This is a genomic window from Parabacteroides chinchillae, from assembly GCF_900108035.1.
In the GTDB taxonomy this organism is placed as follows: Bacteria; Bacteroidota; Bacteroidia; order Bacteroidales; family Tannerellaceae; genus Parabacteroides; species Parabacteroides chinchillae.
The window spans coordinates 1-12,650 of the sequence record NZ_FNVS01000010.1 but is presented as its reverse complement, the minus strand read 5'-3'; the positions used below and the strand labels follow the sequence as shown (position 1 = coordinate 12,650).

Annotated in this window: 11 protein-coding genes; 4 read left to right on the top strand and 7 right to left on the bottom strand. The window is 46.1% G+C overall.

Annotated elements, in window-relative coordinates:
• Positions 1-12 precede the first annotated feature (12 nt).
• From C4S38_RS09160 to C4S38_RS09130, 7 genes are read right to left on the bottom strand one after another with little or no spacing between them, the layout of a single operon-like run.
• Positions 13-507 carry a HyaD/HybD family hydrogenase maturation endopeptidase gene (locus tag C4S38_RS09160; RefSeq protein ID WP_103983488.1) on the bottom strand — a complete coding sequence of 165 codons (495 nt, stop codon included), beginning with the start codon at positions 505-507 and terminating at the stop codon, positions 13-15.
• On the bottom strand, positions 504-1,241 hold the full coding sequence (gene cybH / locus C4S38_RS09155; RefSeq protein WP_099463153.1) for a Ni/Fe-hydrogenase, b-type cytochrome subunit: 738 nt from the start codon (positions 1,239-1,241) through the stop codon (positions 504-506). Before cybH ends, C4S38_RS09160 begins: the two co-directional genes overlap by 4 nt.
• An 11-nt stretch (positions 1,242-1,252) precedes the next feature.
• The gene (locus C4S38_RS09150) at positions 1,253-2,974 is read right to left on the bottom strand and encodes a nickel-dependent hydrogenase large subunit (protein WP_103983487.1); all 1,722 of its coding nucleotides are present in this window, start codon (positions 2,972-2,974) and stop codon (positions 1,253-1,255) included.
• A gap of 12 nt (positions 2,975-2,986) precedes the next feature.
• Positions 2,987-4,084, bottom strand: coding sequence for a hydrogenase small subunit (locus C4S38_RS09145; RefSeq protein WP_099463151.1), 1,098 nt, complete (start codon positions 4,082-4,084; stop codon positions 2,987-2,989).
• A gap of 34 nt (positions 4,085-4,118) precedes the next feature.
• Entirely contained in the window at positions 4,119-5,156 is a 1,038-nt protein-coding gene (hypE, locus tag C4S38_RS09140) for a hydrogenase expression/formation protein HypE (RefSeq protein WP_103983486.1), read from the bottom strand.
• Positions 5,157-5,188: 32 nt separating this feature from the next.
• Positions 5,189-6,271, bottom strand: coding sequence for a hydrogenase formation protein HypD (hypD, locus tag C4S38_RS09135; protein WP_103983485.1), 1,083 nt, complete (start codon positions 6,269-6,271; stop codon positions 5,189-5,191).
• 15 nt (positions 6,272-6,286) lie between these two features.
• Positions 6,287-6,517, bottom strand: coding sequence for a HypC/HybG/HupF family hydrogenase formation chaperone (locus C4S38_RS09130; protein WP_099463148.1), 231 nt, complete (start codon positions 6,515-6,517; stop codon positions 6,287-6,289).
• Between the two features lie 163 nt (positions 6,518-6,680).
• Here C4S38_RS09130 and hypF point away from each other — a divergent pair, with 163 nt between their 5' ends.
• The 4 genes from hypF to C4S38_RS09110 all read left to right on the top strand — a co-directional run bounded on the left by hypF (position 6,681) and on the right by C4S38_RS09110 (position 12,255).
• Complete coding sequence (hypF, locus tag C4S38_RS09125; RefSeq protein ID WP_103983484.1) at positions 6,681-8,963, top strand: carbamoyltransferase HypF; 2,283 nt, start codon at positions 6,681-6,683, stop codon at positions 8,961-8,963.
• 55 nt (positions 8,964-9,018) lie between these two features.
• A complete protein-coding gene (hypA, locus tag C4S38_RS09120; RefSeq protein ID WP_099463146.1) occupies positions 9,019-9,360 on the top strand; it encodes a hydrogenase maturation nickel metallochaperone HypA in 342 nt (113 codons plus the stop codon).
• 32 nt (positions 9,361-9,392) lie between these two features.
• The gene (gene hypB, locus C4S38_RS09115) at positions 9,393-10,115 is read left to right on the top strand and encodes a hydrogenase nickel incorporation protein HypB (protein ID WP_103983483.1); all 723 of its coding nucleotides are present in this window, start codon (positions 9,393-9,395) and stop codon (positions 10,113-10,115) included.
• Positions 10,116-10,194: 79 nt separating this feature from the next.
• Entirely contained in the window at positions 10,195-12,255 is a 2,061-nt protein-coding gene (locus C4S38_RS09110) for an acetate--CoA ligase family protein (protein WP_103983482.1), read from the top strand.
• Positions 12,256-12,650: the final 395 nt, after the last annotated feature.

The window sequence follows — 12,650 nt, the reverse complement described above, 5'->3', positions numbered from 1 at the left end:
TAACCTCCCTACCTAGGGAGATGGATGTGGGAGCCTGCTGTGGCACACTAACCCCTTCACTGTCTGCACCACGTAGGGTATGGCTGCCTCCACCTCCGGTGTTAGTTCCATGTTTACTTCGTTGATGCTTCCTACGGAGATGACGATAAGATGTATTTCAGGTAATTTGCCTGTCAGTATCATCGCCTCAATCATATCGCGCAGGCCTATTTCGTGGGCACTCATTAGCGGAGGGAAGTCGGTGGCAAAGCGCGGACGTATCAGCCGTACGGTACCCGGCGGATTATTGTCCAGGGTAGCATCTATCATGATAATAGGGTCGTAGCCGTCCAGCCACGAAAGCAAATGCAGTCCGCCTGTTCCTCCGTCCATTAAACGGACGTGAGATGGAAGTGTCTCTTTTTCCAAGGCCCGGATAGTATGGATGCCGACACCTTCGTCTTTGAGAAGCAGGTTGCCGACACCCAGTATAAGTGTATTTCTCTGGTGGTGATTCGTTTCGTTCATTCCTTACGCGCAATTTCGGTCAGTTTTTCTGCCGTTTCGGTTACTTCTTCCTTGTTGGCAATATCTTCTTCTATGAATTTCCAGCCTCCGATAATAGAAGAGGCCTCGCCACGCCGTTCGATATAATCATGGTAAAATACCAGATAGATATGTACGATGGCGAAGAGGATGAAGAACCACATCAGGAAGTGGTGTATCTGTCGCGCCATCAGGTCGCCGCCCATCAAAGGAATAGTCCATGCAAACAGTTGCGGAAATACGGACTGGCTCATCTTTGCATATAATCCGAACCCGGTGATGCTTTGTAACAAGAACGCCCAAAAGGTACCGAAGTAGATGACACTGGCCAGTGTGTTATGGCCAATACTGTCTACCGGTTTATTCTTTACCATCAGGATATCTACTTTGATGACTTCCACTAATTCTTTCCATTGGGATTTGCGTAGCGGGATAAAGTTGTTCCAGCGCGCATAGCGGTTTCCTGCAAATCCCCAGTAAAGGCGGAAGACGAAGTTGAAGAAGAAAACAAATGCCGTTACGAAATGGATAAACCTGACCACTCCGAACCAATAGCTGAAATAAGCCTCCGAAGGGTTCAATATGGCTGGGGGATCGGCGATGATAAAGCCGGTGATGCAGAGTATCACGATACATAGCGCATTTACCCAATGGTATATACGTACGGGAAGTTCCCATACATATACCTCTCTCAATCGTCTCTTTCTGCTTTTCATAAATCTTCGGTTTAGAAAGTATCTATTTGATGTACGTATTTTCCTTCTTCATCGTATAAATGCACGGCGCAAGCCAGGCACGGATCGAAGGAATGTATGGTACGGAGGATTTCCAGCGGTTGGTTCGGATTGTGCATCGGCGTTCCCAGTAGCGACGATTCATAAGCAGAAAGTACGCCGTTCTCATCTCGCGGAGAAGCATTCCAGGTGGTTGGTACCACCATCTGGTAGTTCTTTACCCGATTGTTTTCTATGACAACAAAGTGGGCCAGCGCGCCACGTGGAGCTTCGGTAAGGCCTACGCCTTTTGCCTGCTTCGGCCAGTTTTCATTCTCCCACATGATGGGGTTCGCCATACGGGAGTCTCCATTTTCAAGGTTCTTCATCAGTTGATCGAAAAACTTGAGTGCCCAGTTGGCAACCAATTGGGTTTCCAAACCGCGTGCTGCAGTTCTTCCCAGTGTGGAGAAAAGGGCTTCCGGAGGCAGGCCTAATTGTTGCAGGGCATTGTCGATAGCCGTTTTCTGCGGTTCTTTACCCGCCGCGTAAGCAACGATCATGCGGGCTAACGGACCTACTTCCATCGGCTGGCCTTTCCAACGTGGAGTTTTAATCCAACTGTATTTATCTTCTACATCCAGCAACTTATATGGAGGTTTAGGACCTGTGTAGTTCAGGTTTGTTTCGCCTTCGTAGGGATGCAAACCGGCTTTGTTGCCTTGTGTATAATTGTACCATGAATGGTAAATGAACTCTTGTATCTCTTCGGATGAATTGGCGTCGATAGGATGAACCTTGCTGAGGTCGCGATCCAATACAACTCCACGAGGCAGGAAATAATGGTCTACACTGTCGTAACCATGTAAGGGGAAATCACCGTATGACAGATAATTTCGCACTCCTCCGCCTATCTTCGTCCATTCGTCTTTATATACGTTGGCAATCATCATCAGGTCTGGGATATACACCTGGTCTATGAACTCTTTTGCCTGTTGCAGCTTTTGCTTTACAAGAGAAAGACGGTCTGAGTTAATAGAATTGGCTTCATTCATATCGATGCTGCAGGGCATTCCGCCTACCAGGAAGTTGGGGTGCGGATTCTTACCTCCGAATACGGCATGTACTTTCACAACCTCTTTTTGCCATTCCAGTGCGTCCAGATAATGAACGGTGGCAATCAGGTTTTGTTCCGGTGTCAGCTTATAGGCCGGATGTCCCCAATAACCATTGGCAAAGATGCCCAGTTGTCCGCTGGCAACAAACTTCTTCAGCTTGTTTTGGGTCTCGGTAAAATAGCCTTCCGTATTCTTAGCCCAGGGAGAGAGCTGTTGTGCCATGAGTGCCGCCGCCTTGGGATCTGCTTTTAAAGCCGAAACCACATCCACCCAGTCCAGTGCATGAAGCTGGTAGAAGTGCACCGTGTGGTCGTGCATGAATAATACGGCTTGCATTATATTGCGAACCATTTCGGCATTGGGCGGAACGGATATGTTTAGTGCATTTTCTACAGCTCTTACTGAACATAACGAGTGAATGGATGTACAAACACCGCATACGCGTCCTACAAATACCCAGGCATCGCGGGGATCGCGGTCGCGTACAATATTTTCTATTCCACGCACCATCGTGCCGGAACTGAAGGCGTCTTTAATTTTGCCGCCTTCTATTTCTACTTCTACCCGCAGGTGTCCTTCTATACGGGTAATAGGGTCTATAACTACTCTTTCTGACATGGTATTTCGGATTTAGATGGTGGATTTGCTTTCCGGCTCGTCGTTGTCGATAAGCTTTTTCTTTCGGATATTAGTTGCTACGGCATGAACTGCAATACCGGCGGCGGTTGCCGCCCCCAGGGCAAGACCAATCTGGTCGGCAGTTGCTTCTATGCCGAAACCATGTATGTCTGGCATACGTTTGTAGAACGGGCTGTTGTCCCAGAAGTTCTCTTCACTGCAGCCTATACATGGATGTCCGCTTTGTATCGGATAGCTGGTGCCTTCGTTCCATTTGATAATACCGCAGGAGTTATAGGTGCTTGGCCCTTTGCATCCTACTTTATACAGGCAGTAACCGTGTTTGGCATTCTCGTCGTCGAAACTTTCAACAAACAAGCCTGCATCGAAATTGGCACGGCGATAACACGTGTCGTGTACGCGTCTGGAGTAAAACATCTTCGGACGTCCCAGGCCGTCCAGCTGAGGCATACGTTCGAAAGTGAGCATGTAAACGATTACACCTGCCATAACATCGGCGATAGGAGGGCAACCCTGTACATTAATAATAGGTTTGCCTTTGATCACACGGTGAATGCCTTTTGCCCCTGTCGGGTTCGGGTTGGCTGCTTGTACACAACCTGCCGAAGCGCAGTTGCCCCAGGCAATAATGGCTTTGGCTCCTTCTGCGGCTTCTTGTGTGATTTGCATGGCACTCTTACCGCCTACACAGCAATAGGCTTCGTTTTTGGTAGGAATGGATCCTTCCACCATAAGAAGATATTGTCCGTGATATTTTTTCATTGTTTCCTCTTTTGCTGCTTCTGCCTGTTCGCCGGCTGCAGCCATGAGGGTTTCTGTATAGTCAAGTGATATCTTGTCGAGTAGCAAAGTGGCAACAATCGGATGTGCCGCCCGGATGAATGATTCGGTACAACAGGTGCATTCCTGCAAATGAAGCCAGATGATAGGAAGCCGCGGTTTGGTTTCCAAAGCATGTACTACCTGTGCAACGCCTGTGGATTCGAGTCCCATAAGTGCAGCCATTGTGGTGCAGAACTTTAGAAAATCCCTCCGGGAAATCCCTTTCTGGCGGCATTCCTCATAAACGGTAGGTCGTTTCTTTTCCATAACTTATTCTTGTTAATAGTTTATGCTTTCATCATCAACAAATCCGGGGAAGCTGTTCGCCGCTCAGCATATCAACAATACGGTAATTACCGTAAATGGTTTTCATCCTGACGAGCGCTTTTCCTTTTGAAGATATGCGCCCTATGACAGTTGCTTTTCTTCCTTCGTCAAAACGATGCATGACGGATAATGCTGTTTGGGCATCCTTCTCCGGTAAAATAATTAATACGAGCCCTTCATTGGCTATATAAAGCGGGTCTAGCCCCAAAATGTCGGAAGCGGCGCGTACTTCTTCGGGAATAGGCAGGGATGTTTCGTCAAGGATAATCTCTGCGTTGGCAGCCTGGGCAATTTCATTTAAAGTTCCGCTTACGCCTCCTCGTGTAGGGTCGCGTAAAACATGTACTTCCTCTATAGATGTTAACAATTCTGAAAGCATATTGTTTAGAGAAACGGTATCGCTTTTCAGGTTTGTTTCGAAGCCAAGGCTTTCGCGGGCGGAAAGAATCGTTATGCCGTGTACTCCTATGGCCCCGCTGCATATAACCACATCGCCTTCTTGTACCTGTGAAGGTGCAATGTGTATGCCTGCCGGCACAATCCCTATGCCGCTGGTATTGATAAATAGTTTGTCGCATTTGCCTCGTTCTACTACTTTGGTATCGCCGGCAACGATTTGTATTCCGGCACGGTCGGCCGCTTTTTTCATAGATTGTACGATGCGTTCCAGGTCATTCAGTTTTAATCCTTCTTCCAGTATGAATCCGGCCGTGAGATAAAGCGGCTTGGCGCCACAGCAAGCCAGATCGTTTACCGTACCGTTCACAGCCAGGTCGCCGATGTTTCCTCCGGGAAAAAAGATCGGATCAACCACGAATGAGTCGGTAGAATAAGCCATCCTTCCGGCTGAAACAGGAAAGACACAACCGTCGTGATCTTGCTCCAGCAACGGATTGCGAAAAGCCGGATAGAAAATACGGCTGATAAGCTGGTGCGTCATTCTTCCTCCACCTCCGTGTGCCAGTAGAACACAGTCTGAATCGGTAAAGGGAATCGGGCAATTTAGTTCCATATTCTTTTCTTTTATTTAAGTAGTCAGAATGACTACTTCTTATTCATGTAGTAAGCGGCACAAACGCCTTCCGACGAAACCATCGGTGCACCTATAGGGTGTTCCGGATGACAGGCCGTTCCGAAATGGGGGCAGTCGCCCGGTTGTTTCTTTCCTCTCATAATCTCTCCGGCAATGCATGCGGACGGAAACCGGATTTCCTTCGGATGAAATCTGAATTTCTCCCGGGAGGAATACTTTTTCAGCTCTTGCCTGAGTTGCCTCCCACTATTCGGGATAATCCCTATTCCGCGCCATTCCTGATCACATGGTTTGAGCATTTCGTCCATCAGGGCACGAGCCTGGAGGTTTCCTTCTTCGGGAACGGCTCGTTTATAAGCGTTCTCCGACTTATAGATACCTGCCTCCAGCTGACAGAGGCACCGGTAGATGCCGTATAGAAGATCGACAGGCTCGAAGCCTGTCACAACCATTGGCGTTTTATATTGTTCGGATAGCCGATGGTAGGTGCTGTTTCCTGTAATGGCGCATACATGGCCGGCTGTAAGGAATCCGTCTACCTTGCAATCTTTGTCTGAAAGAATTGTTTCAATTGCCGGCGGTACGGTAAACAGGGAGGTGAGCAGGGAGAAATTGTCCAATTTCCGTCTGATAGCCTCCTTCAGAGCCATCAGGTGTATGGGTGTTGTTGTTTCGAAACCGATAGCGAAGAATACGACTTCTTTGTCCGGGTTCTCTGCGGCTAACGTGACTGCATCCAACGGAGAGTAGAGCATGCGAATGTCTGCTCCTTTGGCCTTTATTTGTAATAAATCTTCTTTACTTCCGGGAACGCGCATCATATCTCCGAAGGAAGCCAGAATGACATTGGGTTGGCTGGCTATATATAATGCCCGGTCTATCGTTTCGACAGGTGTGACGCATACGGGGCAGCCTGGTCCGTGAAGCAGCCGTATTTCCGGCGGCAGCATTTCTTCCAGACGATAGCGGGCTATGGCGTACGTTTGTCCGCCGCATATTTCCATGATGTGCCAAGGACGTGTCACTGTTTTGCGGATGGCATGAACCAGGGCTTGTACTTGTTGTTTGTCTTTATATTCGTCGGCGTATTTCATACTATACTGTATTACTCAGCAGTCGATGGTAAGTTGTTTCAGGTCGGCCAGCGTTTGTTCCGCTTCTTGGGAGTCTACTACGGAAATAGCCATTCCGGCATGTGCCAGGATATAATCGCCTTCGGCTACATCGACCCATTGAATGCAGATATTTTTGATTATTCCTCCGAAATCTACCTTTGCCATGGCCAAATCTTCAATACGCTGGTCAATGCTTATTATTTTGCCTGGTACTGCTAAACACATATTGAAATGATTTTTGTTAACTTTCTTCGCGCTTTCAAATGTAACAAATATATCGGTAAGTAGGTTGCGTATGTTGATCGATAATAGGCAAACGTTTTAAGTTTCCGGTGGGAGAGGTGTAAAGCTGGTGATATTAATACGAAAATAGGTTATCTTTGTGTTTATGAAGAAAGCAAAGATAACTGGTTTGGTTGTCCGCGGACAGGTGCAAGGGGTCGGCTTCCGTCCGTTTATCTATCACCTGGCTACGGAGATGGGGATAAAGGGCGAGGTAGACAACCGTACGGACGGTGTTTATATCCGCGCTTGTTTTCCTTCTGGCCGGAAGGCTGTTTTTATTGAGCGTATTTGGAAAGAGCATCCACCAGTTGCTTTCATTCATCAGATTATAGAAAGTGAAGAACCGGAAGAAGATACTGTTTTTACGGATTTCCGTATTTTGCCAAGCCGTTCAGATTCCGACAGGGTTACGCAAGTTTCTCCGGATATTGCTGTTTGCTCCGACTGTTTGAAAGACCGCGGGTTGCAGGCTGCGCGCATTCGGTATCCGTTTGTTAACTGTACACATTGCGGCCCTCGCTTTTCTATCATTCGCGATTTGCCTTATGACAGGCAACAGACTACGATGTCTGTCTTTCCTATGTGCCCTGTTTGCCGGACGGAGTATGAAGATGTAGCCGACCGTCGTTTTCATGCGCAGCCGATAGCTTGCAATCATTGCGGACCATCTTATTATGCAATTTACAAAGGACAAAGGTATGCGGATTATTCTTTTTTGCTGAAACTGACTGCCCGTTTAATTGCCGGTGGCGAAGTGATTGCCGTGAAGGGTATAGGCGGTTATCATCTGGTATGTGATGCCTTGAACGAACGAGCCGTGCAACACCTTCGGGTGATAAAGCAGCGTGACAGCAAACCGTTTGCTGTGATGTTCCGGGACATGAAAGCAGTACATGGGTATGCCGAAGTAAATGCGGCAGAAGAAGACTGCCTGGCGTCGTGGCGTCGGCCTATTGTTTTGCTGAAACAAAAGCTGCAACAACCGTCTTTGCCGGCAGCTCTGAATCCAGGTATGCGCACGTTGGGCTGCATGCTTCCATATATGCCTGTGCATTATGACTGGTTCGACTGCCTGCAAACTCCGGTATTAGTGATGACGAGTGGCAACCTGAGTGAAGTCCCCATCCTTATTACTCCCGAAGAGGCCGAAAGGCAATTGCAGTCTGAAGTGTCCCTTATACTCCATCATAACCGGGATATACATAATCGGGTAGACGATTCTGTAGTGCAGGTTTGTGGCACGCAGCCTTGCCTGATACGCCGTTCGCGCGGATATGTACCGGAGCCTTTCTTTGCGGATATGCCGGTGGAGGGGATTTTGGCATTCGGTGCCGAGAAGGTGAATACGTTTGCTTTGGGAAAAGGCGATACCGTTTTGCAGAGCCAGTATATCGGCGATTTGAAGAACTGGGAGACGTATGCTTTTTATTGCGAATCGCTGAATCGTTTCCGGCATCTGTTCCGCTTTATACCCGACTATCTGGTTTGCGACCTTCATCCCGATTATCTTTCTTCACGCGAAGCTGCCCGCCTGGCTCAGGAGGAACAACTTCCTTTGCTGAAGGTGCAACATCACCATGCACATGCTGTTGCTTGTATGCTGGAACATGGTTTGCACGAGCCTGTTATAGCCATCGTAATGGATGGTACCGGGCTGGGTGATGATGGTACGGTTTGGGGCGGTGAGTTTTTTCTCTGCGACCGTATGGAATATACGCGTTTGTCATACTTTGAGCCCGTTCCTCTACCGGGCGGAGATAAGGCTTCTGTGGAGCCGTGGCGCATGGCGGTTGCTTATCTATGGCATTATGGACTGCCGGTTCCGGCTGCATTTGAAGAACGGATCGGAAAAGAGAAGATCGGAATGTTGCAGAAGATGATGGAAAAGAAGGTGAATACGCCTTATACCTCCAGTGCTGGCCGGTTGTTTGATGCTGTGGCTTCTTTGTTGGGAGTCTGTGATGTGGCAACACGGCAGGCCGAAGCACCCATTCTGTTGGAGCAAACCATTATGGATGCAAGGCAGATACTCTATCCTGTTGACGGGAAGAGAGGTGAAACTGTCTCTTTTCGCTCTGTTTTGGAATCGGTTATAAAGGATAAGGCAGACGGTGTTTCTGTCGGAGTGATTTCTGCCCGTTTCCATCTTACACTGGCTGCTGTGATCAGACAGAAGGCCGAACAACTATTAAACCTCACGGGTGCACGGAAAGTGGTAATATCCGGCGGATGTTTTCAGAATAAATTTCTTACGGAGACGTTGCAACGCATGTTTGCCGATGTGGATATACCTTTATATATACCTTCGCGTATTCCGTGTAACGATAGTGGCGTGGCGGCAGGACAATTAACGGTTGCGGCAGCAAAGCGCCTTAACAATCCTTGAACAATATTTGTTATATAAATAGAGTTTAATACGGATATTCCGTTTACATTTGTATATGCATGAATTATCAATAGCGCAGAGTATTGTAGAACTTGCAGAAGAAAAGGCCCGCGAGAGGCAGGCTTCGGCGATAGAAGAGCTGGAGTTGGAGATTGGGTGTCTTGCTGGTGTAGAATTGCAAACGCTGGAATTTGCTCTTGAAAGTGCTGTGAAAGGCACTATGCTTGACAAAGCCCGTATAGTGCGCCATTATATAGATGGCGAGGCTTGTTGCGGCGAGTGTGGAACACGATTTCCTACTAGTGCTCTATATGCTTCTTGCCCCCATTGCGGTTCGTGGCTGATAAATATCCTGCACGGAAAAGAGCTTCGTATAAAGTCGATTGTTATTAAATAGAAAAGGAATTCAAACTATAAAAAACAAAGCGTATGTGTGGAACTTGCGGATGCGGAGAGCATCATCATTCACATGAACATGGACACCACCATGAAGAAGTAGCTGTTATAAATCTGGAACAGGATATTCTTCAGCGCAATAATCTTCTGGCGGAACGAAACAGAGGCTATTTTGAAGCCAAAAGACTTTTTGTACTGAACTTGATGAGTTCGCCCGGTTCTGGTAAAACAACCCTGCTGGAAGAAACGATCCGACGGCTTAAAGGTAAGCAATCTATATATGTAATAGAAGGAGACCAGCAGACTTCTAATGATGCCGACCGGATATCGGCGTTGGATGTTCCCGTTTTCCAGGTAAATACAGGAACGGGTTGTCATTTGGAAGCGTCTATGGTAAATCATGCGGTAAAACATCTTAATCCGGTGGAAGGATCGGTCTTGTTCGTTGAGAATGTCGGCAATTTGGTTTGTCCTGCGATGTTTGATCTGGGAGAAGCCAGAAAAGTGGTGATTGTCAGTACAACCGAAGGTGACGATAAACCGCTGAAATATCCGCATATATTTGCCGAGGCGGAAGTTTGTGTTATTAATAAGATAGATCTGGCTCCTTATCTGAATACAAGTGTAGCCGAATTAAAAGAAAATGCCTTGAAGGTAAATCATCATTTACAGATATTCGAAGTTTCTGCTCTGCAAGGAGACGGAATGGATAACTGGTGTAACTGGTTGCTTGCTGAATGTGCAAAGTGTAAATAAATTATCCGAATTTGGCGAAAAAGTCGATAAAAAAACTATATTTGTTCCCGTTCGCTGAATCTATTTTAATCAAAATGTTATGATTAACCGAGAGCTAATTAATCCTCAAAGCATCGTAGTGGTGGGAGGTTCCAACAATGTACATAAGCCGGGTGGCCGTTTAGTACGTAATTTGTTGGATGGTAAATATAAAGGAGACTTGTACGTTGTAAATGCAAAAGAGACCGATGTACAGGGAGTGAAGTCATATCCGTCTGTACATGATATACCGGATACAGAGTTGGCTATTATTTCCATACCAGGTAAATCGTGCCCGGACGTAATGGAAGTATTGACCAGGGAGAAAGGCGTAAAAGCCTTTATTGTAATATCGGCCGGTTTTGGGGAGGAAACGCATGAAGGTGCAATTCTGGAACAACGTATGCTGGATATTGTAGAAGAAGCGAATGCAGCTTTGATCGGACCCAATTGTATCGGATTGATGAATATGAATTATCATGGTGTATTCACTCAGCCGATACCGGAGTTTCATCAGGATGGTGTAGATTTTATTTCCAGTTCGGGTGGTACGGCTTTGTTTATTATTGAATCTGCATTGACAAAAGGACTTCGTTTTTCTTCCGTTTGGTCGGTTGGCAATTCCAAACAGAACGGAGTAGAGGAGATACTGGAATATATGGATCGTAATTTTGATCCGGTGTTCGATTCTAAAATAAAAATGCTTTACATAGAACAGATCAAGCAACCCGATAAATTGTTGTACCACGCATCTTCTTTGATACGTAAAGGTTGTAAGATTGCTGCTATTAAAGCTGGTAGTACCGAATCCGGTAAGCGTGCGGCTTCTTCTCATACAGGAGCAATTGCCAGTTCAGATTCGGCTGTTGAGGCTTTATTCCGTAAGGCAGGTATTGTTCGTTGTTTCAGTCGTGAAGAATTGACTACAGTGGCTAGTATCTTTACCTTAAAGGATGTAAAAGGCAAAAATTGTGCTATTGTAACTCATGCCGGTGGTCCGGCAGTAATGCTTGCGGATGCTTTATCTAAAGGCCGTTTGAATGTTCCGAATCTGGAAGGCCCTGTAGCTAATGAGTTGAAATCAAAACTATATCCGGGTGCAGCAGTTGGCAATCCGATCGATATAATAGGAACCGGAACGCCTGAGCATTTGGCGACAGCTATCGACTATTGCGAAAATAAGTTTGAGAATATTGATTTGATAATGGTTATTTTCGGTAGTCCCGGTTTGGTTAAATTATATGATACATATGAAGTGTTGCATAAGAAAATGGAGGAATGCAAGAAGCCTATTTTCCCTGTTTTGCCCTCAATTGTAACAGCAGGTCCCGAGGTAAAGAGTTTTGTTAAGAAAGGACATGTTAATTTCTCGGATGAAGTAACATTGGGAACAGCTCTTTCACGCGTGATAAATACGCCGAAGCCTGCTAGTACGGACATTCAGTTATATGGTGTTGATGTTCCCGAAGTCCGCCGTATTATAGACCGGTTGCCGGGGAGTGGGTATCTCAAACCTGAAGAGGTTCGTATGTTGCTATGTGCTGCAAATATTCCTTTGGTAGAAGAGTTTACATCTACTGATAAAGACGAATTGATCGCTTTTGCCAAGAAAGTCAAGTATCCGGTGGTGGCAAAAGTAGTTGGACCTGTCCATAAAAGCGACATTGGAGGAGTGGCGTTGAACGTTCGTTGTGAGGAGCATTTATTGTTTGAATATGAACGTATGATGCGCTTGCCGGGGGTAGAAGCAATAATGATTCAACCGATGCTGAAAGGGCAGGAGTTATTTCTGGGTGCGAAATATGAAGATCGTTTCGGGCACGTTGTCTTATGTGGTTTAGGAGGTATTTTTGTTGAAGTCCTTCAGGATGTTTCTTATGGTTTGTCTCCGTTATCGTACGACGAAACATTCTCAATGATCCGTTCTTTGCGGGGTTATCCTATTATTAAAGGTACACGCGGACAGAAAGGTATAGATGAACAATTGTATGCTGATATAATAGTACGTCTTTCCACCCTTCTTCGTTTTGCCAGTGAGATTAAAGAAATGGATATAAATCCGCTGCTTGCAACAGATAGGGGTTTGTTTGCAGTAGATGCCCGCATACGTATAGAAAAGTGATTCTAAAATCAGTTTGGTTATAAATAGCAATAAAAGGGACTTTCAGGCAAGTTTTATAAAACTTGCCTGAAAGTCCCTTTTATTGTTGCCTACCCTTTTCTTACAGGTTGCTTACCTTATTCAATTTGGTTGTCTGCCTAAATACTGTCATATATGGCATGCTACTACATAGAATATTACAACACAAAACCACTATTTTAAAAACTTAAAAACAAACCGGACCGAATTTTATTTTAACACTTCCGCGAACACTTTTCTCCAATGTCTTTAGCCCAATTGGAGAAGATAGCTAAAAAGAGCTTTCCAAGAAGAAATTTGGCTAAAGCCAATAAAAATAAATCTCCCTTTAGTCTGTCAGCTGAAGCAGACGGCAATTGAAACCAGGCTAAAGCCAT

Excerpts from the sequence above, each read along its gene's own strand:
- hypB (WP_103983483.1), top strand. The coding sequence starts at position 9,393 with ATGTGTGGAACTTGCGGATGCGGAGAGCATCATCATTCACATGAACAT.
- hypE (WP_103983486.1), bottom strand. The coding sequence starts at position 5,156 with ATGGAACTAAATTGCCCGATTCCCTTTACCGATTCAGACTGTGTTCTA.
- C4S38_RS09145 (WP_099463151.1), bottom strand. The coding sequence starts at position 4,084 with ATGGAAAAGAAACGACCTACCGTTTATGAGGAATGCCGCCAGAAAGGG.
- C4S38_RS09150 (WP_103983487.1), bottom strand. The coding sequence starts at position 2,974 with ATGTCAGAAAGAGTAGTTATAGACCCTATTACCCGTATAGAAGGACAC.
- hypF (WP_103983484.1), top strand. The coding sequence starts at position 6,681 with ATGAAGAAAGCAAAGATAACTGGTTTGGTTGTCCGCGGACAGGTGCAA.
- C4S38_RS09110 (WP_103983482.1), top strand. The coding sequence starts at position 10,195 with ATGATTAACCGAGAGCTAATTAATCCTCAAAGCATCGTAGTGGTGGGA.
- cybH (WP_099463153.1), bottom strand. The coding sequence starts at position 1,241 with ATGAAAAGCAGAAAGAGACGATTGAGAGAGGTATATGTATGGGAACTT.
- hypD (WP_103983485.1), bottom strand. The coding sequence starts at position 6,271 with ATGAAATACGCCGACGAATATAAAGACAAACAACAAGTACAAGCCCTG.
- C4S38_RS09130 (WP_099463148.1), bottom strand. The coding sequence starts at position 6,517 with ATGTGTTTAGCAGTACCAGGCAAAATAATAAGCATTGACCAGCGTATT.
- C4S38_RS09160 (WP_103983488.1), bottom strand. The coding sequence starts at position 507 with ATGAACGAAACGAATCACCACCAGAGAAATACACTTATACTGGGTGTC.
- hypA (WP_099463146.1), top strand. The coding sequence starts at position 9,019 with ATGCATGAATTATCAATAGCGCAGAGTATTGTAGAACTTGCAGAAGAA.